The 26,341-nt window shown below is 46.2% G+C and carries 28 protein-coding genes and 1 tRNA gene; 10 read left to right on the top strand and 19 right to left on the bottom strand.

Annotated elements, in window-relative coordinates:
- Positions 1-32 precede the first annotated feature (32 nt).
- Positions 33-1,409, top strand: coding sequence for a hypothetical protein (locus ACLSU7_RS07700; protein ID WP_413294978.1), 1,377 nt, complete (start codon positions 33-35; stop codon positions 1,407-1,409).
- A gap of 33 nt (positions 1,410-1,442) precedes the next feature.
- On the opposite strand, the gene ACLSU7_RS07695 is transcribed toward ACLSU7_RS07700, so the two are convergent.
- The 10 genes from ACLSU7_RS07695 to ACLSU7_RS07650 all read right to left on the bottom strand — a co-directional run bounded on the left by ACLSU7_RS07695 (position 1,443) and on the right by ACLSU7_RS07650 (position 10,071).
- Positions 1,443-2,513, bottom strand: coding sequence for an alkene reductase (locus ACLSU7_RS07695; RefSeq protein WP_413294977.1), 1,071 nt, complete (start codon positions 2,511-2,513; stop codon positions 1,443-1,445).
- Positions 2,514-2,625: 112 nt separating this feature from the next.
- Positions 2,626-3,009: a hypothetical protein gene (locus ACLSU7_RS07690; protein WP_413294976.1), complete on the bottom strand. Its 384-nt coding sequence runs from the start codon at positions 3,007-3,009 to the stop codon at positions 2,626-2,628.
- A 29-nt stretch (positions 3,010-3,038) separates the two neighbouring features.
- Positions 3,039-3,764, bottom strand: coding sequence for a hypothetical protein (locus ACLSU7_RS07685; protein WP_413294975.1), 726 nt, complete (start codon positions 3,762-3,764; stop codon positions 3,039-3,041).
- A 315-nt stretch (positions 3,765-4,079) separates the two neighbouring features.
- Positions 4,080-4,156: transfer RNA gene (locus ACLSU7_RS07680), tRNA-Arg, on the bottom strand.
- 142 nt (positions 4,157-4,298) lie between these two features.
- Positions 4,299-5,120 (bottom strand): YihY/virulence factor BrkB family protein, encoded by an 822-nt coding sequence (locus tag ACLSU7_RS07675; protein ID WP_413294974.1) that lies wholly within the window; start codon positions 5,118-5,120, stop codon positions 4,299-4,301.
- 99 nt (positions 5,121-5,219) lie between these two features.
- Positions 5,220-5,969, bottom strand: coding sequence for a hypothetical protein (locus ACLSU7_RS07670; protein ID WP_413294973.1), 750 nt, complete (start codon positions 5,967-5,969; stop codon positions 5,220-5,222).
- Between the two features lie 140 nt (positions 5,970-6,109).
- Positions 6,110-7,021 carry an MBL fold metallo-hydrolase gene (locus ACLSU7_RS07665; RefSeq protein WP_413294972.1) on the bottom strand — a complete coding sequence of 304 codons (912 nt, stop codon included), beginning with the start codon at positions 7,019-7,021 and terminating at the stop codon, positions 6,110-6,112.
- Positions 7,002-7,784, bottom strand: coding sequence for a lysophospholipid acyltransferase family protein (locus ACLSU7_RS07660; RefSeq protein WP_413294971.1), 783 nt, complete (start codon positions 7,782-7,784; stop codon positions 7,002-7,004). The genes ACLSU7_RS07665 and ACLSU7_RS07660 overlap by 20 nt, the downstream gene beginning before the upstream one ends.
- Positions 7,781-8,716: a phosphatidate cytidylyltransferase gene (locus tag ACLSU7_RS07655; protein WP_413294970.1), complete on the bottom strand. Its 936-nt coding sequence runs from the start codon at positions 8,714-8,716 to the stop codon at positions 7,781-7,783. Before ACLSU7_RS07655 ends, ACLSU7_RS07660 begins: the two co-directional genes overlap by 4 nt.
- A gap of 5 nt (positions 8,717-8,721) precedes the next feature.
- A complete protein-coding gene (locus tag ACLSU7_RS07650; protein WP_413294969.1) occupies positions 8,722-10,071 on the bottom strand; it encodes a sigma-54-dependent transcriptional regulator in 1,350 nt (449 codons plus the stop codon).
- Positions 10,072-10,178: 107 nt separating this feature from the next.
- Here ACLSU7_RS07650 and serA point away from each other — a divergent pair, with 107 nt between their 5' ends.
- From serA to ACLSU7_RS07625, 5 genes are all read left to right on the top strand, one after another.
- Positions 10,179-11,384, top strand: a complete 1,206-nt coding sequence (gene serA, locus ACLSU7_RS07645; RefSeq protein WP_413294968.1) for a phosphoglycerate dehydrogenase — start codon at positions 10,179-10,181, stop codon at positions 11,382-11,384.
- A 99-nt stretch (positions 11,385-11,483) separates the two neighbouring features.
- Complete coding sequence (locus tag ACLSU7_RS07640) at positions 11,484-11,753, top strand: hypothetical protein (protein ID WP_413294967.1); 270 nt, start codon at positions 11,484-11,486, stop codon at positions 11,751-11,753.
- A 136-nt stretch (positions 11,754-11,889) separates the two neighbouring features.
- Positions 11,890-12,480 (top strand): hypothetical protein, encoded by a 591-nt coding sequence (locus ACLSU7_RS07635; protein ID WP_413294966.1) that lies wholly within the window; start codon positions 11,890-11,892, stop codon positions 12,478-12,480.
- 94 nt (positions 12,481-12,574) lie between these two features.
- On the top strand, positions 12,575-13,372 hold the full coding sequence (locus ACLSU7_RS07630; RefSeq protein ID WP_413294965.1) for a substrate-binding domain-containing protein: 798 nt from the start codon (positions 12,575-12,577) through the stop codon (positions 13,370-13,372).
- A complete protein-coding gene (locus ACLSU7_RS07625) occupies positions 13,339-14,322 on the top strand; it encodes a substrate-binding periplasmic protein (protein WP_413294964.1) in 984 nt (327 codons plus the stop codon). The genes ACLSU7_RS07630 and ACLSU7_RS07625 overlap by 34 nt, the downstream gene beginning before the upstream one ends.
- Before the next feature lies 1 nt (position 14,323).
- On the opposite strand, the gene ACLSU7_RS07620 is transcribed toward ACLSU7_RS07625, so the two are convergent.
- From ACLSU7_RS07620 to ACLSU7_RS07605, 4 genes are read right to left on the bottom strand one after another with little or no spacing between them, the layout of a single operon-like run.
- Positions 14,324-15,709 carry an FAD-binding oxidoreductase gene (locus ACLSU7_RS07620; protein ID WP_413294963.1) on the bottom strand — a complete coding sequence of 462 codons (1,386 nt, stop codon included), beginning with the start codon at positions 15,707-15,709 and terminating at the stop codon, positions 14,324-14,326.
- Between the two features lie 9 nt (positions 15,710-15,718).
- Positions 15,719-15,928 carry a DUF2892 domain-containing protein gene (locus ACLSU7_RS07615; protein WP_413294962.1) on the bottom strand — a complete coding sequence of 70 codons (210 nt, stop codon included), beginning with the start codon at positions 15,926-15,928 and terminating at the stop codon, positions 15,719-15,721.
- 36 nt (positions 15,929-15,964) lie between these two features.
- Positions 15,965-16,270 carry a Grx4 family monothiol glutaredoxin gene (gene grxD, locus ACLSU7_RS07610; protein WP_413294961.1) on the bottom strand — a complete coding sequence of 102 codons (306 nt, stop codon included), beginning with the start codon at positions 16,268-16,270 and terminating at the stop codon, positions 15,965-15,967.
- 25 nt (positions 16,271-16,295) lie between these two features.
- On the bottom strand, positions 16,296-16,523 hold the full coding sequence (locus ACLSU7_RS07605) for a BolA/IbaG family iron-sulfur metabolism protein (RefSeq protein ID WP_413294960.1): 228 nt from the start codon (positions 16,521-16,523) through the stop codon (positions 16,296-16,298).
- Between the two features lie 306 nt (positions 16,524-16,829).
- On the opposite strand from ACLSU7_RS07605, the gene ACLSU7_RS07600 reads away from it, so the two are divergent.
- Complete coding sequence (locus tag ACLSU7_RS07600) at positions 16,830-18,707, top strand: LTA synthase family protein (RefSeq protein ID WP_413294959.1); 1,878 nt, start codon at positions 16,830-16,832, stop codon at positions 18,705-18,707.
- Positions 18,708-18,841: 134 nt separating this feature from the next.
- Here ACLSU7_RS07600 and ACLSU7_RS07595 read toward each other — a convergent pair whose 3' ends face one another.
- The 3 genes from ACLSU7_RS07595 to ACLSU7_RS07585 all read right to left on the bottom strand — a co-directional run bounded on the left by ACLSU7_RS07595 (position 18,842) and on the right by ACLSU7_RS07585 (position 21,295).
- The gene (locus tag ACLSU7_RS07595; protein ID WP_413294958.1) at positions 18,842-19,522 is read right to left on the bottom strand and encodes a PilZ domain-containing protein; all 681 of its coding nucleotides are present in this window, start codon (positions 19,520-19,522) and stop codon (positions 18,842-18,844) included.
- Positions 19,523-19,524: 2 nt separating this feature from the next.
- Positions 19,525-20,676, bottom strand: a complete 1,152-nt coding sequence (locus ACLSU7_RS07590; RefSeq protein ID WP_413294957.1) for a cyclic nucleotide-binding domain-containing protein — start codon at positions 20,674-20,676, stop codon at positions 19,525-19,527.
- Between the two features lie 121 nt (positions 20,677-20,797).
- Positions 20,798-21,295, bottom strand: a complete 498-nt coding sequence (locus ACLSU7_RS07585) for a hypothetical protein (protein WP_413294956.1) — start codon at positions 21,293-21,295, stop codon at positions 20,798-20,800.
- Between the two features lie 128 nt (positions 21,296-21,423).
- Between ACLSU7_RS07585 and ACLSU7_RS07580 the strand changes: the two genes are divergently transcribed.
- Complete coding sequence (locus ACLSU7_RS07580; protein WP_413294955.1) at positions 21,424-21,777, top strand: HNH endonuclease; 354 nt, start codon at positions 21,424-21,426, stop codon at positions 21,775-21,777.
- Between the two features lie 2 nt (positions 21,778-21,779).
- Here ACLSU7_RS07580 and ACLSU7_RS07575 read toward each other — a convergent pair whose 3' ends face one another.
- Both ACLSU7_RS07575 and ACLSU7_RS07570 read right to left on the bottom strand, forming a co-directional pair.
- The gene (locus ACLSU7_RS07575) at positions 21,780-22,433 is read right to left on the bottom strand and encodes a hypothetical protein (RefSeq protein ID WP_413294954.1); all 654 of its coding nucleotides are present in this window, start codon (positions 22,431-22,433) and stop codon (positions 21,780-21,782) included.
- 7 nt (positions 22,434-22,440) lie between these two features.
- Positions 22,441-23,124, bottom strand: coding sequence for a hypothetical protein (locus ACLSU7_RS07570; protein WP_413294952.1), 684 nt, complete (start codon positions 23,122-23,124; stop codon positions 22,441-22,443).
- A 212-nt stretch (positions 23,125-23,336) separates the two neighbouring features.
- Here ACLSU7_RS07570 and ACLSU7_RS07565 point away from each other — a divergent pair, with 212 nt between their 5' ends.
- Positions 23,337-25,127, top strand: coding sequence for a DNA topoisomerase VI subunit B (locus ACLSU7_RS07565; protein WP_413294951.1), 1,791 nt, complete (start codon positions 23,337-23,339; stop codon positions 25,125-25,127).
- Positions 25,127-26,290, top strand: a complete 1,164-nt coding sequence (locus tag ACLSU7_RS07560; protein ID WP_413294950.1) for a DNA topoisomerase VI — start codon at positions 25,127-25,129, stop codon at positions 26,288-26,290. The genes ACLSU7_RS07565 and ACLSU7_RS07560 overlap by 1 nt, the downstream gene beginning before the upstream one ends.
- Positions 26,291-26,341: the final 51 nt, after the last annotated feature.

The following is a 26,341-nucleotide window of genomic DNA, read 5'->3' as shown; positions in this document are numbered from 1 at the left end:
ATAACGATGGCATTCTTTCAAAGGAGAATCCCATGAAGCAACAGATCCTAATTCTGGCTTTGGCCATGTATTCTTGTGTAGCTGGCGCCTCGGCGAACGATTTAAACGCTTTTAACACCAAAGATTTCTTTAAAACCGCACTGCCCACGGGTTGTCAGCCCAAGGGTGCGAGGGTTGCCCCCGACGGGCGTTACCTTTATCTGGCCGAAATGTGTGGAAAGATTGATCCGAAAACTAAGAAAAGAGTTCCTACGGCTTCGATATATGACCTTGAAAAAATGACTCTATCAAAGACTTTGATCACTCCAGTTGGCATGCGCAAAGGAATATTGGCCAATACCGAAGTGGACTTTTCCTATGACGGCAAGTGGGCTTTGATCGCTCGGGCCGAGGGTGATTCCGGCTCTGAAATTTATAAAGATCAGGGCTTAGTCACTGTTGTAAATGCGCAGACTCAAAAAATCGCGAAGTACATTCCGGTATTTGGACAAGGAGCAAAAATTATCGCGACTCGTCCCGTCCTTTCACGCATCAGAAATCCTCAGCAGATCATCTATGTCGCGAATTATTTTTCCGACGATATCAGTGTTTTGGATATCACGAACATGAAAGACGATGGAACTTTAAAAGGGGATTCTTACTTTGTTAAAAAGATCGATTTGAATTCGCATTTTAAGCCACCAGTAAATCATGGTTATAAGATTGCTCCGCGAGGAATTGCTTTCTCTCCGGATGGCAAGTACGCGCTGGTTCTGGCAACTGAAACGGGAAGTTTATTCATCGTTGATTCCATTGAACACAAGCAAGTGGCGGAGTTGGCTCCGATCGGTAAAGAGACAGCGGGCCGGGATTTAAATCTGCGCCACATCGTAACTTCCCGTGATGGCAGCTTTGCTTATTTAAGTCATATGCGTGGCAATGCTGTTTCCAGAATCGATTTGCGTAAATTGATGCAAATTGTGGAAGCACTTCCAGAAAAAGGACCAAATGTCGTTTTGCCGGCAACGTTGTGGCAGGATTTATTTGTTCCATTTGCAACAGCTGCGGGGCCAAAAAATATTTTGGTGTTAGAGGACTATCCTAAGGATCATCCGAACTTCCCAAATAAGAAGTGGCCTTTGGCGCATCAGAACACGATTGTCTTAGATCCCGTGCAAAATCGCTACCTGTATGTGTCGGCTCGAACGACCTCTACTGAAGGAGATACGGAGGTGAATTCGAAAATCATGGGCAAAGTGGATATCATCGATACTCAAAACGGCGCGGTGGTTTTCACCCTGGTCGGGGGAGCTCAGCCCACGGCTTTAGATATCACCCCTGATGGTAAGACGCTTATTTCGGGGGCTTTGATTGGATCGAAGCTATTTATTTACGATGTCGGAAAACTGATTGGTATTTACGAAAAATAGAAAAGAAAAAGGTCCCTTCTCAGGGACCTTTTTTTATTTGTAGTCGTTATATCCTTTTTCACCCGGAGTGTAGAAGGTCGTATGATCATACGGGGTCAGGGGTTTTCCCTCTTTCAATTTTGCGACTAGATCAGGATTAGAGATAAACGGTCGGCCGATCGCGACCAAGTCACCTTTTTTATCCAAGAGATCTTGCTCCGCTCTTTTTTCGTCATACCCACCAGAAGTGATGTAAAGACCTTTGAAGCTTTGCTGAATCAGTTTTTTGATTTCGGGATTTACGGGAGGAGCGCCCATCGCACTGTGATCAACAACGTGAATATAAACCATGCCCAGATCAGAAAATTTCTGCGCCAGGGTGGAGTAGAAATTTTCTATTCCTTCAAAAGCGCCTGTATCATTAAAGACGCCGTAAGGGGAGACGCGAATCCCGAGACGGTCGCCGCCAATTTTTTCCACGGTGCCATTGGCGATTTCCAAAACAAAGCGCATGCGATTCTCATCAGAGCCACCATACATGTCCGTGCGTTTGTTGGATTTGGGATTTAAGAATTGCTCAATCAAGTAACCGTTTGCACCGTGAAGCTCAACGCCATCAAAACCAGCTTGAATGGCAAGCTCTGCACTTTTGATGTATTCCTGAATCGTGGATTTTACTTCCTCAATCGTCATTTCATTCGGCGTCGTGTAGGGCTGTTCTTGCTTAGTGTCGGTCCAAATTTTTCCAGACAGGGCAATCGCCGATGGCGCTACTATTTTTGCACCTGGAGGCAAATTGTCAGGATGAGAAGCACGGCCGGTGTGCATCAGCTGCGCAAAGATATGACCACCTTTGGCGTGAACCGCGTCAGTGACTTTTTTCCAGCTCGCCGCTTGCTCTTGATTAAAGAGTCCCGGGATACGGGCATAGCCCAAACCATTCGGAGATGGGGAAATACCCTCAGAAATAATCAATCCCGCAGAGGCACGGTCAGCATAATATTTAACCATCATATCGTTGGCTAAATTTCCAATCGCACGGGAGCGGGTCATCGGCGCCATGACCAGGCGATTTTGCAATTTAATTCGACCCAACTGAATGGGCTCAAAAAGGGGACGGTTCATAGCGGTTCCTTTCAAAGTGTGATCACAATCAGTAACAATAATGAGCACACTTTAAAAAAAGACAAGCTGATATTTAACTAGGTCCCGAAACTAATTTATAACAAAGACCGGTTTATTTGAGCGCAGTATTTTTTTCGATGCACTCAATGTGTTCGGTTGGCGCCGAAGGTTTCAAATGTTCGATGCGAACGGATTGGACTCCGCCAGCAGCCGGGCGTTGTTTTGTGACCAAAACACGATAAGCCCAACTTTTAAACTCCAGGTTTTCTGAAGTGGCGGTGACATAAGCTCTGACAGGTTCCTTAGAAAGAATCAAATTGTCGACCGAGACCAGCCACGAGGTTGCCTGCATTGCGCGGCCGTCTTTCAAGGTACAAAGAACGAAGTTGCCGTCGGCATCTGAAGACAGATCATCTGGATTTACATCAGTCTCACCGGGTGCAGCGAAACTAAAAGATGTTCCAAGGATCAACAGACTGGCAATCAGCAACTTCATTGCGTTCACTCCAAGTAAAGAGTTAGGACTTAGTCTTCTTTATAAGATACTTTGATCAGTTTTACCAAAATATTATCCTTGTCATCCAACTTGAATTCGACGTTGGCTTTCACAGTGATAATAGGATCTTCCAGACTTTTTGGGACCTCAGCGATCCATGTAATTTCTGTATTTCTACCGTCTTGAGAGGTGTGCATAGAAATAGATGTCGAGCCCTTTTCAAATTTCTTTTGTTGAGAAGGAGTCAGTTTTTCAGAGACGGCTTTTAGAATGCGGGCTTCAAGTTGTTGGTCGTCTTTAAGTACTTGGACACCAGCAGCTGTTTTTTTAGTTACCACCACATGACTGAGTGATGCACTCCATTTGTAGTTTGAGATAACCGGTACGATATCGCGTCCTTCAGAGTAGGGCATAACCATATCTCCGATAGAAATGCTAAAGTGATTTCCCCAATGAGTTTCGCCGGCCTCTAGTTCAAGGATACCTCCTTCCGCGCCTGATAGATCCAAGAGAATTTGGTTTGTGCCGAGATCGACAAGATAATTGCGCACATCATGACCCTCGATAAAATCAACAAGCTCTTCATGTGACAATTTATCCAAAGCCTCGAAATCAGTATTCGCACCATTCACGCCCCATGCAATGGCATAGCCCGTAGTGCTAGTCGCCCAGCCATTCACACGAAACTCTCGTGCGCCAGCAAATGCATTCATCGAAAGAAAGCTTATAGCCAAAACCAGAATCATATTTTTCATATCTACTCCGTCTAAAGTTTTATTTGAAATATAGTTAACGGAGCGGAATATGACTCAGAGCTGAATTTATGAAAAGTAAAAGGATTCGAAGGACATCTTCCAAAATTTAGAACAGAGGGGGCCCGCCCCCCAAAAGGCGGCGCCGAAGGCCAGCCCAACAGAAAACACGCGCTCACCATTTTCCTCTCTGCCGCAAGCTCCACAGCCAACCGAAAAAGAAAACGAAGGCACGAAAAAAACATCGAACCACCAAGAAAACTTAATTTAACAAAGAAAGAAAAGAGCGAGGACTGACCGAAGCGGCAGAGAGGAAAATGGTGATTCCGGTACGACTCGAACGTACGACCCTCTCCTTAGAAGGGAGATGCTCTATCCAGCTGAGCTACGGAACCACTTGCGATCTAATATCGCTGAAGGGGCACAAACTAGCAAATTGATTCCCAAATTCCAAGCCCATGACCGCACTTTTTCATCCATAATGCATTGCATCGCAAAAGCTTGGGCTTGTTCCGGAGTGGATTGAAAATGAAGGCCCTAAGTGATGTGACGTTTTTGCAGGCTCGCGCAAAGGGCAACGCCGCCTAAGATCACATACCATAGGGAAAGAATCCACAGGGTCAGGATCGGAATCGCGGCAAAGGAGCCATAGATCTTATTGTAGTTGAAAACTCCCAATGTCAGATAGGAGAAGCCTTTGTGCACGCCGAACATTCCGGCAGCACCCAGCAGCGAGCTTACGAAGGCCGAGCGCCAGTGAACGGGAAGGTCGGGGACCAGCTTATAGATCAGGAATAGGCTTCCCACCAAAACCATTCCGTTCATGAATCCAGTCGGCAAAAGCTTCCGAACCACTTGGAATTGATCCAAAGTATTAAAGCCCACATAAATCGCCAGGAACACAGGAATCAAAAGAATAAGCACCCATTGATAGATCAGACGTTTATAAAAGGGACGCGTGTTTTTCTGGTTCCATACGCGGTGAATGCCGACTTCCATATCGTGAAGAAGGCGCAAGGACGTGATGAATAAAAACACGGCTCCCGTTGTTCCGACTTTACCCGCATTGATGTTTTTTAAAAAGATGCGCAGATATTTTGTCAAATCACTGCCAGCAGCTTCACGCAGGTTCATCAGCAAAAAGAATTCAACTTTGGGATAGAGGGCTTCAAAGCCACCGATGGACTGAAAAGTCGCAGTCACGACAGCAAGAAAGGGGACCATGCCCAGGATCGTCGAAAACGAAAGAGAGCTTGCCACCAATGCCAGTTCACCATCCCGCATTTGTTGGACGGTATCTTTGATGACGCCCCAGAAGTTATTGAAATTCGTTTTAAGTTTGCCGACCATTGCTGCCATTCCTTCCTTCACCATAGCGGCTAAATCTGAAAAAGGGCATAAAAAAAAGGGATGCCGGTCTGGCATCCCTTCGTGAAACTTATTTGTTAACTGTCGTGATTAGTTTTTGCTAGCCACGCGGCTTTTTGAGCCCTTTTTCTTTTTCTCTGCCTTACAGAAAGCGACATCTGGTTTTTTAGCTTTTTTGCCAAGCTTAGCTACTTTTTTGCAGTCTACTTTTGGCTTTTTAGCGTTCACTTTTGCCAGGGCTTTTTTCTCGGCTTTACAGTAAGCGACGTCGTTCTTCTTAGCTTTCTTGCCGGCCTTCGCTACCTTTTTGCAATCGACTTTTGGTTTTTTAGCGACTTCTTTTTTGCTTTTAGTTGCGGCCATTTTTTTCGCTGGCAGCTTAGTACTTTTGCGAGGAGAGTCGAACGCAGAAGAGTTGTAAACCGCCGGTTCTTCTGGAGCGACATTGGCGATAGCCGGAGTCGGCTCACCTTGCCAGCTTGGAGCGGCACGCTCCATTTCCTCGTTCACAGTTTTTTGAGGAAGGTTTTGCGAGTCGCCAGACGTGTTGTCAGCAGGTCCTTGAGTTTTAGCGGCGATATCGCTCGCAGCTTCAGCAACATAAGGGTCGGAGTGATTAGAGAGCTCAGCACCCTCTTGAGCGGGTTCTGCAGCGGCAGTTTGTTCGCCACCAGCAGCCGGAGTTTCTCTGGCGGCATCAGCATCTGACAGATCCAACGGGTCTGTTGGTTTTGGTTGTTCGTGAGTTGCGGGAGTTTCGCTTGAACCCATCCAAGATTTCATAGTCGCGCAAGAAATCATAAATGAGCTGAGTGTTGCTAGAACTAGTAAATTTCTCATGGTGTCCCTCTCGTAAATGTTATCAGCATAACAACACTATCGGCGGGAACTTTGATAAACAAAACGGTGTTCTCAAAATAGAGCGTTTCCAATTGGGGCGCTTATGAACACTGCTGGAAAAGAGGTAAAAAGTTCGTCAGTTATAACCAGAATCGCTTTTGAACCGCAAAATCATGGCCATTTCGTTCGATCAAAGCAGCATCACAGTAGGGATCATGTTCAAAAAAGAGATACCACTTTTTGTCCGCTGCTTCGCCCAGATGTTGGGTCTTTTCCTCCATCAAAACCAGGGGCTGCAAATCGTAACCCATCAACCATGGAATTTTCACGTGAGTGCTTGTGGGCACCATATCTGCGCAGTACATCAGGCCATTTTGACCGTCAGTGACTTGGATAATTTGTTGGGATTGAGTGTGACCATTTGAAATAATGCAGGAGATTCCAGGAATGAAATTTTGCGTGGGACCATCCAAAAGTTTGAGCACTCCCGCATCGATCAAGGGCTGAAAGTTCGCAGCATAATAACTGGCTTTTTCACGCAAGTTCGGGTGGCTGGCAACTTCCAGATTTCCTTTTTGCGCCCAATAAGTAGCGTTAGGGAAAGTGGGAACAAGCTTGCCATTTTTTTCCGTCACACCACCACCTGCATGGTCAAAGTGGAAGTGGGTGATGATCACGTGATGAATGTCTTCGGGATTCAGCCCGTGGGCTTTTAAAGATTTCATCAAGGTTGGACCGCTTTGATCCATTCCGTACATTTCCGCAAACTTATTACCCAACTTATCGCCGTACTTGGCGACGAAGTCAGCTCCATTGCCCGTGTCGATCAGAACGTTGCAACCCGGGGATTTTAACAGCAAACCACGGGCTTCCATCTGAATACGATTCTTGTCGTCAGTGGGATTGGTTTTTTCCCACAATACTTTGGGAACTGTTCCAAACATCGCTCCGCCGTCCAAGCCAAAGATACCCGTAGGAACCGGGCACACTTCATAGGGACCGATTTTCAGGTGAGCTTTTTCAACTTCAAATTTATTCTGCTGAACTGTCATCGGAAGTCTCCTTGATTTCAGGGGAGCTAAGGGGCGCTTCGGCAGGGAAGGCTTCTGGCAGGAAGCTCATCACCCAGCTCTTATAAGCAGCATACACCTCTTGAATGGGGCCCGGGGGATGAACGGGACCAACGTGCAATACCAGTCGTCCTGGCTTTGCAAAGAACTGACCTTTCGGCCATAGATCCGCATTTCCTTCGAGATATGTGAACAAAATTGGTGTCTGAGTTTTTTCAGAGAAAATCGAAACACCGCGCTTGAATTCTTGAACTTTACCCGTTTGCGAGCGAGTGCCCTCGGGGAAAATGATCAGCCACATGCGCGGAAGTTCGGTCAAAAGTTTCAAGATCAAGTTCACCGCTTCACCCTTGCGATCTTTCCGATCGATTGGAATTGCACCCAAGCAGTGCTGAGAGAAAAACATGAACAGGGGATTCGAGAAGAAATAATCTTTCGCTGCAGCGATATAAACACTCAACCAATAGCGGCGTGGGATGGACGCGGCGATGGAAACTGCATCCAAGTGACTGGCGTGATTGCTGATGATGATAAGCTTGGGATGTTTTTCATAAACCGTTTTAAACGGAATTCCTGTGACTTTCAGGCGGATGTAAAACTTAAAGATGATGTTCTTAAGAATCAAGGACCACAAAAAACGCATGCACACACTGAAGAAATCAATGTGGCGGGTAAAAAGCGGTAAATGTTTTAGGTATGTCGGCAGCTTCGTCCACTGCTCGTTTTCGTAGTCCCAATCCTTCATAGCAGAACCGTCATCACGTAGTAGTAAATCGGAGCCACAAAAATCAGACGGTCCACGCGGTGAAGGAAATCACCACGGCCGATGATAAAAGGACCTACAGTTTTCATACCAGCGTCGCGGCGAACCACTGTCATAACCAAGTCACCTAAGAAACCACCCAGGGAAGCGATCAACCCTGAAGCTAGCCAGTACTTATCAGAGCCATCTGGAAGCAGGAAGCGCATACTGCCTGCGAGGAACAATGTCAGGAAAATTGAAACAGCGGTACTGCCTACAGTACGGCGGGGATTGATGGATGGGAAAAGTCTCCAGCCACCGATGTAGCGACCCACAGCCAAGTTCGTGTTGTCGCAGAACTCGGTCAGAATGATCAAATACATCAATTGGTAAATCCCATTCGGGAATTTCATGATCAAACCCAAGTGCATGAAAGACCATCCCAAAAAGATGAACGCCAGTAATGTCAAAGACATGTACTGAATCATGCGTTTGTAAGAGTTGCGAATCAGGGGAACCAAACAAGCGACACCCAATACGATCATTGGCATCACGTTATAGATATCTTCGCGATCAAAATAAATACAAGCCGCCAAACCGATGATCCCCGCATAGCAAATCAAAACGAAATTGCTTCGATGGAACATACCCATGATTTGGAAAAAGATCTTTGCACCTAGAATTGCCAAGCACGTTAAACAAATCAACGGCCAAGGTGTCGGCAAGCCCATAACGATGAACATCAGGGGCGCTGCCACCAACCAGCTTTTGATGCTGGCCCAGGATTGTACAAAGTAATAGTTCTTGTTACGGAAGAAAAAAACAATCGCGCCCGAACCAAAAATGATCGAAAGAACGATCATCACGGTTTGACGGTAAATATGCGACTCCCATGCAGCCGGAATATTCAATGTGATGGGAAGTTGAAAATCCATGAATCTTAGTCCTCTTGGATGTTGTAATCGCTGATCTTTTTATAAAGATTCGATCTGGAGACCTGCAAAAGCTGTGAAGCTTCCTCGATACTCTTCGTTTGTTTCATCGCCGTGCGTATCACATGCGCCTCAAACTCATCAACTAAAGTATTCAGTCCTTTTGTGAAATCAATAACTGTGTAAGAAGGAGCTTTTGCAGGAGTGGCCGCCGGTGTTAACCACTGGTTGACATCCTCTGCACGAATAAATGGCAATGGTGATGTTAGGCTCAGTTGTTCACATACACGTTTTAGTTCGCGCACGTTTCCTGGCCAGTTGTAAGTTTTTAAAGCAGCCAGGCCATCTTCTGTAAACTGCTTGTTGCGACGAGGTCGTTCCATCGCCAAGAAGTGCTGAGCCAGTTCGTCGATATCAGCCAGGCGATCACGCAAAGGCGGCAGCTGAACTTTTTGTGAAGCCAGACGGTACAATAGGTCTTCGCGGAATTCTCCCGCAGCAACCATCTTATCCAGAGGTTTATTGGAGGCGACGATCACGCGAGCTTTCACCGTGATCGATTCCTTGGCGCCGACTTTACGAACTTCGCCGCTTTCTAGAAAGCGTAAAAGTTTTGCTTGTTGAGTCAGGGGCAGGGCTTCGATTTCATCTAAAAATAAATCGCCACCGTTCGCGGCTTCGGCTAGTCCGATCTTGTTTTGATCGGCTCCGGTGAAAGCACCTTTCACATGACCAAACATTTCGGATTCAAATAAATTATCTGGAATGCTGGCGATGTTGACGGCGATGAAGGGTCTTTCGCCTTCTTGTTCGTGCAAAAGTTTTGCGACGACTTCTTTACCGCAACCGGTTTCGCCTTCGATCAAGACGGGTTTACTTTCTCCGCGCAGTTCTGCCAGACGTTTTTTAATGGTTTGAGATTCTTTGCTCTGACCCACCCAGCGAGTGGAATTGCGGTCCGAGTGCGGATCCACAGTGCGCAGATCCCAAAGGGCTTCGATTTTCTCAAGCACCATGGCAATCTCTTCGGGCATCAAAGGTTTCGCTAGGAAACGTTGTGCCCCGGCCTTAAGGCAAGACTCCATCAACTCACGGCTTAAATCTCCCGACATCGCGACGACTTCAAGCTGCGGATTGTGTTTCATAAGTTTTTCGATCACCTGCGGGCCCACGGCTGGTTTATTAGGCTCCAAGTGCATGTCTACGAAAGCTGCATGGTAAAAACGTTCAAACTGAACGGCTTCCAATTTCTGCGCTGAAAAGACCTTCCAGTAAGAGGGCAGGCTCATCTTTAACGATTGGTGAATGAGTGGATCGTCATCAACAATTAGTAGGGAAAATACTCGAGTTTTTGCCATAGGATATAGGATGGCCCGTCGAAGGTCCTTTGACCACCCTTAATGCCCATGGTCAGTAGTGACGACCGTCAGGTTTTAGCTCTAAAATGACGTGTAATGGAGGCTGCATGAGCGAGCTTAAGATTCTTCTGACTGAAAACATCCACGCCGTCGCGAAAGAAAGACTTTCCGATGAAGGTTTCAAAGTGGATTTGATCTCGCACTCTCCCTCTGAGGAAGAATTATTAAAAATCCTTCCTGACTATCAGGTTCTCGGGATCCGATCGAAAACTGAAATCACGAAAAAAGTTTTGGAAGCCAACAAACATCTTCTGACGATCGGTTGTTTTTGTATTGGTACGAATCAAGTTGATTTGCCGGGTGCCAGAAAGTGGGGCGTTCCTGTATTCAATGCACCTCACTCCAACACGCGCTCTGTTGCGGAATTGGTAATTGCCGAAATGATTTCTCTTGCACGTCAATTGGGTGATCGCAATACACAAGCTCATTTGGGGGGCTGGGTGAAATCAGCCGAAGGTGCCCATGAAGTTCGCGGAAAAACTTTGGGTATTGTTGGCTATGGTCATATCGGAAGTCAGGTCAGTGTCCTGGCAGAGTCGATGGGACTTCGTGTGATTTTCTATGACATCGTTAAAAAACTTCCTTTGGGCAATGCCGTGGGTAAAGCGACGTTAGGTGAATTGCTGGCAGAGTCTGACTTTGTTACTTTGCATGTTCCTGAAACTCCAGAAACCAAAGACATGATCACGAAAGTGGAACTGGCTTGGATGAAAAAAGGCGCTCACTTAATCAACGCCAGCCGCGGAACGGTGGTGGTGATCGAGGACTTGGTGGCCGCCCTAAAAGAGAAGCACATCGCAGGTTGCGCCATCGACGTTTTCCCGGAGGAGCCTGCGTCCAACAAGGTGAAGTTTACTTCACCGCTGCAGGGAATTCCAAATGTGATTTTGACTCCACATATCGGGGGCAGCACGGAGGAAGCTCAATACGCGATCGGTTTAGAGGTGGCGGAAAGCTTCCGTCGTTATCTGCGTATCGGTTCCACCTCAGGAGCGGTGAATTTTCCCAACGTGGATTTGCCAGTCAAACAGGGGACTTCGCGTCTGTTGAATGTGCACAGAAACGAGCCTGGGGTTTTGGGTGAAATCAACGGTATCATCTCGAAAGCAGGGGCAAATATCGAAGGTCAGTACCTTTCAACAGACCCTGAAATCGGGTATCTGGTGATGGACGTTCATGCAACGCAGGTTCAGTCTTTGGCAGAGCAAATCGGTAAATTGGAGCGTTCGATCCGCACGCGAGTGGTTTACTAAAGTTAAGCGTTACATCCATAACATTTTTGCAAGCTGGGTTGTCCGTACCCGGCTCCCATGGTACATCCGGGACCTCGAAAAACCAACTGGGGGTCCCATTTGAAATCACTATTGATTGCTCTTTCTATTCTTGTCGCTGCTCCAGCATTTGCTTTCCAAGTTATGCCTTACGAAGGCAATGGTGGCGATGAGCCGCAATCTGGTCCTACGGAATTCATTTCTTGGTGCGATAAAAAAAATAACTCTGTTTTGATGGTTCGTGGTGGTCAAATCGTAACTGTTGATGATTGCAACAGCAGAGAGCTTACTTGCATGACGACAACTGTAACGGATGGTTACCGCTCTCGCGTAACGGCTCTTTGCCGCTAAGATAGTTTGCCAAATTAACTATAGAAGTTCAGTGAAAGGCTCCGAAGTATCGGGGCCTTTTTTTATGTCATTCGAATGAAAAGATTTCCATGCACCCGAGTTCCTGAGAGTCGTGTCACAAGAGCAGGGGGTTTGAATGAAAACCGCGAAATGGATTTCGCTGTTCCTGTTGTTGTTTGTAAGTTCCCATGGATGGGCTGTTCAATATCGATCTTCTACTTATTCTGAAAAGTTGGCAGTGAAGAAAAACCCGCTCAAAGGACTGAGTTTAGTCGTCCCAGGATTCGTCGTTCATGGTGTGAAACCATCTGAAGCCGCCTCGAACAGTATGCCACGCAAAATGGATGGCAACGGCAGCACTGTCATCACGCCGGGTTTTGGCTTGGAATATGTCGATCAGGACGGATTCTTGCTTTTGGGAGCGGTGGTTAAAGATTGCTATGATGGTCTTGCGGGCACATTGCAAGCCGGAGAGATGTTTCAGATTTCCGACAGAACGCAGTGGGGGCTCACATTTGGCGTCTACGCACGACAGACACCGCCTCGTGACATCGATGGCTATCGAATGAAGTTTCTGACTTCAGTGAATGGTCACTCGGTGGATATCATTCCGACACCGTTTTTGCACTTCTCCACGGCCCTTTATAAGTCTCGCGACTTCCGAATTGATTTTAAGGTCATGAGCAATGTCGTTCTAAACGAATTTGGGTTTGCGTTTCCTTTTTAAAAAGCGCGACTCCATGTAATGAACCGTTGTGTCGTTTCACAGTTGAAATGCGCAATAAGAAGAGATTTGATCAAAATATGGTTAAACTGGAGTGGTGAAATTTCAAATACTGATCTCCTTCTTATTGCTGTCCCTGGCGAGTCTTACGGCCTTCGCTAAGGATTTAGATGTCCATGTTTTTTATTGGAGTTCGCGTATTGAGGCTCAAGTGTCCATGCGCCGAGGCCTGGAAGAAGAAATCAAAAAATACAATCAATCCGGTGCTGGTAAAACCATCAATCTCATCCCTCATGTTGCGGGCGAGGGGCGTTTGGGAGTTTCCAATCAGATTCATCAGTTGGAAAGTGCGATTGATGCCAATCCCGATGCGCTGATCGTGCAGCCTACAGATATTTCCACCGTCAGTCGTGCGGTCCAAGATGCGGGATTAAAAAAAATCCCCGTCTTTACATTCGATCAGTTTATTTTAAATGCAAAAGTACAATCCTATGTCGCAAGTGATAACTATCAGGCGGGATGGAATAACGGGATTTATGTCGAAAGCCTTTTCCCGCGCGGTCAGGAAATAAAAATCGTCATGTTCGAATACACGCGGGTTTCTGCGGTGATCAATCGAATCGACGGTTTTTTTGATGCTCTTCGCAGTCGTAATAGAAAATTCGTGGTCTTGAAGCGCTATGAATCTGTGGATCCTGTCAGTGCTTCGGAGGCCGTCGCCTCCTTACTGAAAGAGTTTCCTAAAAAACGCAGCGTGGATCTGATCTTCACCGTGAATGACGGGGCCGGTAATACCGTCGTTGAAAAACTTGGAACAAAGGCCGAAAAGAAATTCTGCATGCGTCGATTGATGGGGATCCCGTGGCTGTCGGCAATATTAAAGAGCATCGTTTGACCGTCATCGACTCCGCTCAGTTTTGTGCGGAGATGGGGCGGGAAGTGGCAAGGCAGTTGATTGCCTATTTTTCTGGTAAACCCCTTATTCCCAAATTATTGATTCCTACTTTTCCTGTGACGCGCGAAACTCTTTCGCAGTTTAAAGGCTGGTTGTCAGTCCCCATTGCTCCGCCAAAAAGTTTTTCCGATCCGCGCTCTGTCGAGCCCTTGCCTTCGCTGGCAAAGGATCTGAATAACGGCACGGTTCGCGTGGGGATGGCCGCTCACTGCCCTTATCTTTGCGACAAGGGGGGCGATCAGTGGACGGGGTATGTTTATGATATTTTAAAAGACCTGGCGGCCAAGAATAAGTTTCATCTTAAAATCGTGAATCTGCGCAACAAGGATCTCACTGCGGCTTTGAAAGAGAAGAAGGTGGATTTCGCCGTGTTGCCAAGCTATTTGGTGCGCTATGAGTCTGGTTACCAGATTGCTCTGACCAAATTGGGAGTCAGCTATACGGGAGCTCTTTTCACTCCGGGCGTAAAAATGCGAGTGGTGGATAAGAACTCTTTGGAAAGTATGCGTGTGGGTTTTGCGAATCTGGGACAAGAATCTGATTTCAGTCTGGATCCGGAAGAATTTAAAAAGTCCATTAAACTTGAGGGCGTGGACGTCGCAGACAAAGTCATTAAGGTGATCGGTGAACGTCGGGTGGACGTGGCCTTGGGTGATTACAATGTCATTCGCTATACACTTTTGCGCCGCCAGCTTTTGAACCTGGAATTGCAAGCGACATCGCTGACGGGCTTTAACACCTTGAGCTTGGTTTCTAATGCAGGGGAAACAGCTTACCCTGATCTGCCCGCGCGATTGCAAAAATGGTTCGTCGAGGCACGACAGTCCGATAAGCTGCATAGGATTTTAAGCAAATACAATCTTCACGATTGGGACGAATTCGAATACTAGATTAGATGACTTTGCCAGGATTCATGATGTTGTCAGGATCGAAAACTTTTTTGATCCCTTTCATTAGCTCAATTTCAGCCTGAGAGCGTGTGTAGTTTAGGAATGACTTCTTAGTCAGTCCCACACCGTGCTCAGCACTGATCGAACCCTGGTACTTTTTAACGGCATCAAAAACCATCACGTCGACCTTGCGGCACTCTTTGACGAATTCTTCTTTGCTCATGCCGTCGGGGCGCAGGATGTTGATGTGCAAATTGCCATCGCCGATGTGACCAAACCAAACTACTTCCCACGTCGGATACGCTCCCGCCAAAACCTTATCCAGATCCACCATGAACGGTGGCACTTTGGAAATTGCGACAGAGATATCATTTTTATACGGGGAGTATTTAGCCAAGGATTCAGAGATATCTTCGCGGTATCTCCAGAAGGTGGTTGCTTGCGTGTCTGATTGGGAAATTACACCGTCAACGACCCAACCGTCTTCAGCACATTGGCCGAAAACTTCCAATGCCTTTTCTTCATCGTTTTCAGAGCGAATTTCCACCTCTGCCAAAACATAGAAAGAAGCCGACGTTTCAAGCGGGGCAGGTAGACCTGTGTTCGCCAGAACTTTCGCCAAAGCTTTGTCCGAGAACATCTCAAACGCCACCAGCGACGTTTGAGTTTTAAATTTAGCGAAAATTTTCATCACAGCTTCAAGGCCACTGACTGCCATCACCAAAACTTTCATTGGCGGCGGAGCCGGAGCCAGGCGAATCGTCGCCTCGGTAATAAATCCCAGAGTTCCTTCTGCACCGATGAATAAATGGCGCAGGTCATATCCAGTCGCATTTTTCACCAGGCCATTGTTCAATTCCAGGATTTCGCCCGTACCGGTAACTACTTTCAGTCCCGCCACCCAGTCACGTGTCAGACCGTAGCGAACAACTTTGATACCGCCCGCATTAGTAGAAATGTTTCCACCCATTTGCGAGGAACCGGTCGCCGCGAAATCCACTGGATAAAAAAGATTTTTTGAATGAGCGTACTCTTGCAAAGTTTCTGTCACCACACCTGCTTCAATCACCACGGTTTGGTCGACAGCACTGAAATCTTTGATCTTGTTCATTTGATCAAAGGACACAACCACTTCACCTTGGGTTGCCACAGCTGCACCAGATAAACCCGTGCGACCGCCGGAAGGCACCAGTGCGATTTTATTTTGGCGTGCCCATTTTACCAGGGACGCGACGTCTTCAGTCGTGTGAGGAAATACGATGGCCGAAGCCTTGATATCGAAATAGGTCGTCCAGTCTTTGCCCCAGTATTTTAAACTTTCCTCGTCAGTTTTGATTTGGTCTTTTTTTAGAAAGCTATCAAGTTCGAGGAGAGCTGCTGATGACATGCTGTAATCCTATTCCTGGTCGTGAACGGGCCGGTAAAAATCTTTCAATGTTCTTATTCTAAAGAATGCGTAGATAGGACACAAGCCCCAAGCCGCGGTGAACAGTCCGTAAATACCGATGTAAGTCCAGAATGGACCACCGGCAAAAGCGTAGGCGGTTAAGCCCACGCCCATTAGAAACCTAAGAACACGATCCCAGACAGCGACATTACATCTCATGTTGGTCCTCCTTTGCCTTAGGCTTCAGCGACAGAATTACTTAAGTAGATCCTGCAATTCGCCAGATTGGTACATTTCCATCATGATGTCAGAGCCGCCAACCAGTTGGTGGTTCACATACAATTGAGGAATTGTCGGCCAGTTGCCGTACTCTTTGATACCAGAACGAATTTCTTCGTCTTCAAGTACGTTCACATCATGAAATTGTACGCCGATGTCTTGAAGGATCGCGCAAGCACGTGCAGAAAAACCGCACATTGGAAATTGTTGAGTGCCTTTCATGAAAAGCACAACTTTGTTACCTTTAACGATACCGTCGATTTTTTGTAAAGTTGGAGACATAAAAACCTCTTATTGAATAATTATCTTAAACGATTTTTGTTTTGATGGAGAGTGCATGCACTTCACCAGTTTTCAATTCTGGTCCAAAGCAAGCCATCACTTGTTGGTGTTGCTGGATACGAGTGAGGCCCGCGAATTTCGAGCTTTCCACATAAACTTCCCAATGATCTTGAGTTCCCGTTAGATCGAAAATCTCAATTTTACAGTTAGGGTAAGTTTCTTCCAAGCGCTGTTTCATTTGTTCTTGAGTCATAGGGGGGAACCTACCAGAGGTAAACTTCCAAGTCCAGTGGCGCTTCGCCAGATCAGCTGGCTCTGCGTTGCTTCTCGTCGGCGTACGAGGAGTACGCCTTCCTCGGCGCGCCTTGATCCAACTGATCTTGCTGTGCGCATGTTGGTTTTGGGATTTGGGGGAGGGGAATGGGGGCGGGGGCCCGTGGGGAATGGGGGTGTTTTGGAATTTTTTTGGTGTGGCGGTGGGTCTTGTTTGACTTAGTGCGGCGGTGTAGGATCTGGGGCTATGTTTGGACATTCTCAGAGGCTTATTAAGATCTTTTCTTTGATTCTGCTTACGATGGTTTTTTATGCTTTGGCGCGGGCGGAGTTTTTGGTTTGGAATTGGAATTTATTTCATTCCAAGTCTATCGGAGACATTCTTTGGGCTTTCTTTGTGGGGATGCGTTTTGATCTTTCGGCGGCATTTTGTGGTGTTGCGCCGATTCTGCTTTTGAGTTTCTTTCCTTGGCCCGCTCGCTGGAATCCCATTTGGGAGAAGGTGACTTGGGGGCTTTTTTGCCTGATCAATGTGCCGTTTTTGATTCTGAATTTGGTGGATACAGAATTTATTAATTTTGTTGGCCGCCGATTTACTTACGATACGATTTTTATTTTGAATGAAGCCCAAGGCAAGATGCTGAATTTTGTGGGCAGCTATTGGCTTTTGTTTTTGATCAATACCCTGATTGTAGCCGCGTTTATGTTTTTGGCGTGGAAGGTTTTGCGTCGTGCGGGGCACACCCATTGGGAAAGTAATTGGAAATCTTGGAGTGCTCACGGGGCAATGGTGTTCCTTGCGCTCGCGTTTGCAGTGATCGGTATTCGTGGGGGCTTTCAACGTAAACCGATCAATTTTGTGAATGCGAATGTGTTCACGGCGCCTTTGTTGAATAATTTGGTATTAAATTCCACGTTCACGTTTATCAAAAGCTATGGTGCTAAAGAAATTAAGCACGAAAAGTATTTCGCGGATCGCGAAGACATGTTGAAGCTTTTGAATGGCTCCCTGGTAGGTTCAAGTCTGGATAAGCACGGCAGACCTACTCCGCCGCAAAACATCGTGATCATCATGCTTGAAAGTTTTGGTTCGGAATATCTGGGACCTGTAGATGGGGAAACTCGTACACCGTTCCTGGATTCGTTGATGAAAAAATCCCTGGTGTTTGAACATGCTTATGCCAATGGCCGTCGTTCTATTGAAGGTGTCGCGGCAATTATGGCCGGGATTCCGGCACTGATGAGTGAGCCCTTTATTTCCTCACACTTTACTTCGAATTACTTTCTGGGCTTGGGAACTTTGCTGGCGGATAAAAAATATTCCACCAGTTTCTTTCACGGTGGGCATAACGGAACGATGTATTTTGATTCCTTTATGCAAAGTGCGGGTGTCGAGAAATACTATGGTTCAACCGAGTACGGAAACTCCGCGGATGACGATGGCGTGTGGGGGATTTGGGATGAGCCCTTCTTGCAATGGATGCTGACGAAAGTAAATGGATTCCCGCAGCCATTCATGACGTCTGTTTTCACTTTAAGTTCTCATCAACCATTTAAGGTTCCCGAAAAATACAAAGACAAGTTCCCAGAGGGCAAACTGCCGATTTTGAAAACAATTTCCTACACCGACATGGCACTGGAAAAGTTTTTTACCGAAGCTGAAAAGCAACCTTGGTTTAAAAACACCCTGTTCATCGTGACGGCCGATCACACGTCCTTGCATTACCGCCCGGAATTCACCAACGAGGTGGGGGATTACAAAGTTCCATTGTTCTTTTATCATCCGAATTACAAATTCCCGAAAGTCGACACCAACATGGTTGTACAACAGATCGATATTCTGCCGACCTTATTGGATTTCCTAAAAATTCCTCAAAAGGAATCGAACTATATGGGAAGTTCTATCTTTGTAAGTGGAGACAAGGTGGCAGTGACTTTCAACGATGGAATCTATCAGCTTCTGGCCAACGATTATCGCCTGCGCTGGGTGTTGGGAGTGAGTGAGCCTGAGATGTATAGCATCAATGACAGAAACGGGGATAAGGCCCTTACAGAGCCCGCAGCCCGCAAGGCCGAATTGATTCAAAAGTTAAAAGCGAACATTCAATATTTCAACGAAGGCATGTGGGACAATAAACTCTACTATCCCACTCCAGCCAGATAAAATCGTTGAAAAAGGCCCTTCCACTTCGTTGTCAGTCTTTCTCCTCGCTTCGACGTGCTTGGAGCACGCCTGCGCTGTGGGGAAAGTCTTCCGCCTCGCGGCTGAACCTTTTTGAACGATTTTGTGTAATCAAATTAAGCGGATTTCTTTTGAAAGGCTGAGCGCTGCATTTCGACGATGGCGCTCATGATGGCGAATTCGCTGGCGTTGGCGATGTGATTGAACTCCAAGCCAATGACCATGTCGTCACCTTGCACGCGCAAGTTTTTAACGAAGCCTTGAACCGGAATCGGATCGCGTTCACCGATAAAGATCACCGCTTCTACGCGGTCATCCAGGCGCAATGTCGGCATATCAGCCGTCAGCAACACAGCACAACCTTCCGTAGAAACATCCAGCAGACGGCAGGTCGTGTTTGATTGCGCTTGATTCAAAGTTGCAATCAGACAGTCCGCCTGGAATCCTGTGGGCAGAGTGTAGCGGAAGTTTTTTCTTCTTTGTAAATGAAACAAGTCTTTGATGGTCAAGTTCACGCCGCCCTCGAAAGGGATCGCCGTGGCTTCGAACATGTATTTTTCGTTGTTCACACGGAAATAGCACGTCAGCACTTTGTTGAACGAGAATTTAAAGCTTCCGCCATCCGTCAAAATACATTGAATCTGACCCAAGTCATTCATGGAAATCGCATGCACATGTTCCGACTCATCTTCGTTGCCTTTCAAAAGGATGTCCCCTTCGATGGCAGTCAGTTGTTCGAAAAGATATTTTCGTTGCTCCTGATTATTGACGGCTTTAAAAACTACGACTGGTCCCATGATTATGCAGCAGCAACCAGTTTATGGCCGCACTCCCCACAGAATTTAGCTCCGGCAACAACCTCAGATTTACACTGAGGGCACTCAGGGCCGTTGGATTTTTTCTTAGGCTTTTCTTCTTTTTCGTTCAGATCAACGTAACCACGTTCATTCCATTTATCGATCTCGCGAAGCATTTTCCAGCTCTGCAACATCGAACGGAACTCTTTGATTTCAAATTGTAACAGCACGCCTGCGCCGACTGTACGGCGCTTCATAAAGATCCCTTTACCTTCCAGGCGAGTGAAGTGATCGTTATTCAAAGCAAAGCCCAATTCGTTATTGCAGTACTCAGAGAATTTAGCGAACTCTACACTGGTCACACCGAAACGGTCGACTTCAGGAGAATCGCCAGTCACTTTTAAAAGACCATCCAACAAGTTCAAGCACACTTCGTCCACGCGAAGAAGCTCAGACTTACCGGCACCTTTAAAATAGTAATATTGGAAGAATTCAAAGAAAGCTTCAACCAGGCCCAGATCCAAAAAGTGAACTTTTTGAATTTCATCAGCACCTTCTGGATTGTCAGCAGGTTTACCCATTTCATACAAAGCCAGTTTTTGCTTCACTAAAATGTTGATCACTTGCTCGACACGCTTTGGGCTCTCGGCGAATACACGCTGAGCATATTGCTTCATCATCATCCATTCCACAACCACACGGCCGGGAAGGACATTTCTGTCACCTTTATGATTTGCGGTATGGAAAACCGCACCAAAGGCTTTCGCCACTTGGTCTTCTGGACAAGGTGAAGAGTCTTTTTCAAGTTTTGAAGAGCGCACTTCATTCACGCCCATACGCAAACGCTCTGCCAGTGATTTGATGATCACTTTCAACATTTGCGGAGCACCTTCATAAAGCTGTTTCAATGTATCGACCGGGATTTCCAGAACTTTGGTTTCAGCAGTAGCTATAGCTGCTGTGGGATGAGTTTGCGCACCCAAAATAACCTGGTCGCCAAGGAAGTGAGAAGGACCCAATTGGAAGAACTCCACGTTCTTTTTTCCACGGATCAAGCATTGCGAAGCACCGCCTGACTGAATCAGGTAAACCGATGTGATTTTATCGCCATCCTTAAAGATGACTTCGCCTTTTTTAAAGCTTTTTACGGACATAGCTCACTCCTCAAAAAGATTTCTCAAAAAAGTTATCGGCAAAAAAGCGGACTAAATTGAGGAGAAGAGAGCATGATCAACGTCCAGACAAGGGCCAGTTTCGGCCCTTGATGACGAGATGCTAACGGCGGGCGCAGGGATTAACGGAAAGATCGTTCCCTAATTGCAGCAAAACAAGACGGCCTTGGCCATCGTGGGCAAAACGGATCCAATGGCCATAGCTATCACCCAATTCAATTTTGATATCTTCACCGATAGCTGACCATTGGTTGGGAGTTTTTTTGACGCCATATCGAGCACCCATTGGAATTTTGAAGGAAGTCCTTTTTCCGCCGTCGAAACCTGTGGAATTGAAATCGACTTGTAGATATTCGACCCATTCTGAGCCAGAGGAAAACTTGCGCTGTTCGCGACCGACGCGAGTCTTGAGTGAACACGCCATATGCGAGGCCATTTTACCGGAACCCAAAGTCTTTGCTACGAAATCAAACATGTCGCGGTCCAGAGTCTGATTGGTCACGGGATCGTCATTGATGACCGGAACAATTTCACCCTCGTGAGAATACGCATTCAAAGAGAACAGCAAGCAACAGCTGGCAATCCATTGGATAGGTTTCATCTAAGCCTCCGAGCTGGAGTATCGGAAGGAGGCTCAAATCTGTCCAGACCAGAAATTTTATACCATCTATAAGCATTTATAGAGGGGAGGGATTGCGGGGGGACACGGTTTCAGCTATAAATGCCCCTATGGATTACTTCTTTAGCGCGGCCCCCGAGGCCCACCAAAAAAAGGAAAAGGCGAAGGCCCGTGAGCTTCGTCAAAGCCAATGGTGGCGTCAGGAATTGGGTAAAGGCCTTTGCTATCACTGTGGGGAAAAATTCAAGTCGGCAGAGCTGACGATGGATCATTTGATACCGATTGCTCGTGGCGGGAAATCCACCAAGAATAACTGTGTTCCTTCCTGCAAGGACTGCAATAGCAAAAAGGGTTATAAAACCCGTGCTGAAATGGCTTTGGAAGAACTTAAAGCCGCTTCTCAACCAGCCGATTCTTCTGCGGATGAAACCGTCACCGCTGAAGCCTCTGAATCGGAAGAATAAACCTAGCTTTTTGCGAGTTCTGGATTCTTATTTCGAATCAAGGTCATAGCTCCGGCGAAAACTCCTTTTTTCCAGAGGGGAATCAGCCATTCCATCTCTGCTATACACAGAAGCTTTTCCAGGGTCGCTTTTTCTTTGATAACATTCGTTCCCAGGCCCGGCGCCATACGAACGGGATGTTTTTGACCATAGAATTCCATCACTTTTTCCACCATTTTTTCATGCTCTCCAGGGGCTCTTTCATACAGGTGGTACCACTTTCGACAGCACAAATCCTCGAAAGTATAGGTCGTAGTCTCTAAGAGGTTAAAAGTGCGGAATAATTGCACGTGGTTTAACGAGTACATTTCAACCATCAAGTCCGGGGCATTATCAATCAAAGCAAGATCTTCAGGCGCCACGGTCATTCCCAGTATTTCTAAAGCTATGATCACCATCAGACGATTGTCGTTTAAAGAACCATTCTGGGCGCGAACGCGTGAGCATATTTCCGAGTACAAGCGCAGGTTCTCCACGACGACCATTTGCTCTTCATTCGAGAGCTGAGTGAAGTGCGGAAGTTGCGGGTCCGCATAGGCACGAAAAAGTATGCCTTCATCCTCGATTAACTCTGAGATTATTCGCGAATAATACCGAAAAAGCGCCGTTGAGTTCATTCGATTATTATGGCTTTACAAACTGAGGAATGGAATCAGGATTCCAGTTAACGACGATGGATAAAACGCCGTCCAAGGATTCGTTTTTAAACACAGGGATCAGCCACTTCGTTTCGACGTGATAAATCAACCGTTCCAGCGTGTCTTTTTCGACGATTTTCATAGGTTCTACGTGCGTTGGTTGGCGCACCGGATTCTTTTGTGCGAAAAACTCTGTCACTATCTCTAGGAACTTTTCCTGTGTTTCCATAGGGCGTTCGTAAAGGTGATACCATTGCCGACAGCAAAGATCTTCAAAGGTATAACTGCTGGTTTCGAAGATGTTGATAGACCGGAATAAGTGCATTCCGTTTTTATTATAAATTTCGATGAAATGCTTATCTTCGATCAGGTTTAAATCCTGCGGATGCGCTGTCATCCCTGAAACATTCAGAAATGTTTCCACCATCAGACGGTTGTCAGTCAGGGTGCGGTGATATTCTTTCACTTTCACGCAGGCCAGGACGTAAAGCTTTACTCTCGCAATAACATCCCATTGCTCCTCAGGCGTCAGACGACTGAAATAGATAAGATTGGGATTTGCGTAAGGACGGATAAAAATCCCCTCATCCTCAATCAATTCAGAAAAAGATTCCGCCAACCGTTTAAAGACGGCCAGAGGAGAGTCGCTGCTTGTCATAGTTGCCTGCATTCCAAAAACGTACCCGAGTTGCACCAGTAAACGAATGTTAATAGAGGCGGGAATGTAGTCAATCAAGGTCTATTACAAATGTTAGGCTCGCATTTAAAACTACGTCGCGCAGTGTTGAGCCTTTGGTCTTGATTTGTCCACCCGCGTTGAGACTAAGCTATCAAAGTCATTGCATTAAAATTCGTTAACATCGTTATAAGGACTAAGCGACTGTGAGCAAAATTACCAAAAGTAGTACAGCTGAATATTTTGCTAAAAACCTCCAGCAAGTCGGGTTCTCGTCTCCTTTAAAAGCCGTCTTGACGACTTTGAAAGAAGCCGTAGACAACTCGTTGGATGCCTGTGAATCAGCGGGCATCTTACCTGATCTTCTCGTCGAGATTGCTAAAGTAGGAACTGGCTCAACTAAAAATACCGATTTAATTCGCATCGTTGTCGAAGATAACGGTCCCGGAATCGAAGCCGAAGATTTGGCCAAGGTTTACGGGGAGTATCTGGCTTCCTCAAAATTCGGTCGCGGTCAATGTTCTCGTGGTCAACAAGGTATCGGTATTTCTGCTGCTACAACTTGGGCGCAGATGACAAATGCTCGTGGTGTGAGCGTTGTTTCCAAAACTAAAAAAATGCGTAAAGCCGTGTCTGCTCAGGTGGACGTGGACATCAAATCCAATACAGGTGTTCTGAAAAATAAAGAAACAATGGATTGGGATCGCGATCACGGAACACGTGTTGAATTCGTTCTTGATGGACGTATCCAATTGAACGGTGACGGTGGTCTTTTGACTTATATTGAGGGCACAATCCTTGTGAATCCTCATATGACAATCACTTATAAATTGAATGAAGCTGACTTCGTTACTGTCACTCGCGTAAGCACGGAAGTTCCGCAAGTTCCAGAGGCATCTTTGCCACATCCGCACACGTTTAAACTGGGTGAGTTTATCACGCATTCAACGTTGTTCGGTAAAACGACTTTGTCCAAATTCCTGAAGACAGGTTTCTCTCGTATTTCAGATCAGTCTATCTCTGAATTTACGAAAAAAGGTCTTCCGAAAAACTTGCTTGAAAAGCCTTTGACGTCATTGTCAGAAGAGGACTTCAAGAAAGTATTCCAAGCAGTACAAAATACCGATTTGATGGCTCCCTCAACGAAGTCAGTTTTGACAGTGGGGGAAGAAGCTCTTTCGAAATCCATCACTCGATTGGGTGAAATTGACTTCTTTGCGGTTGTGACTCGTAAGCCGACCATTTGTGACTTTAAACCGGTTGTGGTTGAAGTTGCGTTGGCGCGTTTCAAGGATCGCAATCAGCAAGCAGATTCTCCCGTGACACTTCTGCGTTTCGCGAACCGTGTACCACTTCAGTTCGATAAATCAGGTTGTGCGATCACTTGGGCGATTGAATCTGTAAACTGGAAAACTTACGGCTTGGGTCAACCAAAAGATTCTTTGCCACTAGGTCCTTATATCTTTGCGATTTCTATCGTTTCTCCGTTCATCAAATTTAAGAACGCCTCGAAAGAAACTATCGATGCCTCTGAAGAATTGGTGGCAGAGATTCGCTTGGCATTGATCCAGGCAGGTCAAAAACTTTCTCGTCACATCAAAAAAGAAGTGAAAGAAGCGGACCTTGAAAGAAAACTGGCTCACATCGAGCAATTCGGTCCGATCCTGGTTGAAGGCTTGGCAAGAATCATCAATGCGCCAGAGTCTCGTAAGAAAAAAGCCGAAGAAGGTTTGAAAAAACTTTTGGGTCGCGATTCTGAAGAGGCGATTGCAGATCTAGAAGCCGCAGAATCCAAACTTTTGGCGCAAAAACAGCGCGAAAAGAAAAAAGGTATCGCTCACGGGGATGAAGACGAAGAGATTCATGTGATTTCTTCTGAAGACCTGGTTGAGGAAGCTTCAGAACCGCAAGGCACTAAAAAATCTACGACGAAAAAAGCGGTTGGCACTCAAAAAGCCACGGCTACGACTAAGAAAACGACTGGGAAAAAAGCGTAATGGCAAAATTACTTAGCGTTCGCGAACTTAAAATTGATATCCCTAAAGAAGCCCGCATCTTGGCTGACAAGATGTTGAAGGATCTTGAGTCTTCTAAGCGCCCCGTATTGGAAGCGGTTAAGACTTCATTGGACAACTCTTTGTACAATTCCAAAGTGGGTTACTTAACTCCGGGCGATAAAGTTGTCCGTACGGAACTGAATGTTTCGTCGGTACAAAAACTTGCTCGTGTGGTTTTCGTTCTTGAGATTCTTTTGAATAACCTGGAAATCGGCTCTGTAAATACAAAGCGTGAGCTTTATTATATGTGCAAAGGTTTGATCAAAGGGAACTCCCGTTTGAAACCATTGGATTTCGATGATCAATCTGAATCAGATTCCATCATCGACTTTATCGGAGACATGCTGGAAGTGTACCGTGAGGAATTGAATTGTTTCGCCAATGACCGTGGTGGACAAACATACTCACAACAATTGATCGTCACTGAAACTTTGAACGATGGTGATAAAGCCGTTGTCGATCTTTCAACTTTGGGTACTTCTCCATTCCAACCGAAAAATAAACCACAAGCTTTGAAGTTGAAGGCGAAAAAGAAAATCGACTTCTGCTTGATCGTTGAGTCCGAAGGTACGGCGAATACGCTTGTATCGATGGGTTTCACGAAACGTAACAACTGTATCGTGATGGGTGCCCAAGGGGTTCCATCGAACGGTGTTCGTGGTTGGTCAAAGCTGATTCAAGACGAACTCGATGTTCCGATGTACTTCTTCGGAGATCTCGATGCGTACACTATGCAAAATATCTTCCGTACATTGAAAGCGGGATCTGCGGCTTCTTTGATCCGTAACTCCAACTTCTCTGCACCGAACGTTAGATTCCTGGGTGTATTGCCTGAAGACGTCAAAAAGTACGATCTTCCTCACTACAAAGTGAAAGAATCCGATCCAGCTGAAGCGCGCGCTTTGAAAAAAGCGAAAGATGCTTTGGAAAACGATCCGTTCTTCTTGGATAAAAAGAACAAACACCTCGCAGACATTCTGCGCTGGTTGATCAAAGAAAAGATTCGTTGTGAGCAACAATCCTACTTCTCAGTGGATCCTAAGGATCCAATCAAAACTGAGAAATTGATCCTAGAAAAAATTAAACGCGGTTCATACGTTTAGTTAATAAGAGGCAACCTCCGGGTTGCCTTTTTTTATGGGTACGGACTTACC

Source organism: Bdellovibrio sp. HCB185ZH, assembly GCF_047302455.1.
Lineage (GTDB): Bacteria > Bdellovibrionota > Bdellovibrionia > Bdellovibrionales > Bdellovibrionaceae > Bdellovibrio.
The sequence above is the reverse complement of the archived record's forward strand: the minus strand, read 5'-3'. Positions and strand labels throughout refer to the sequence as shown.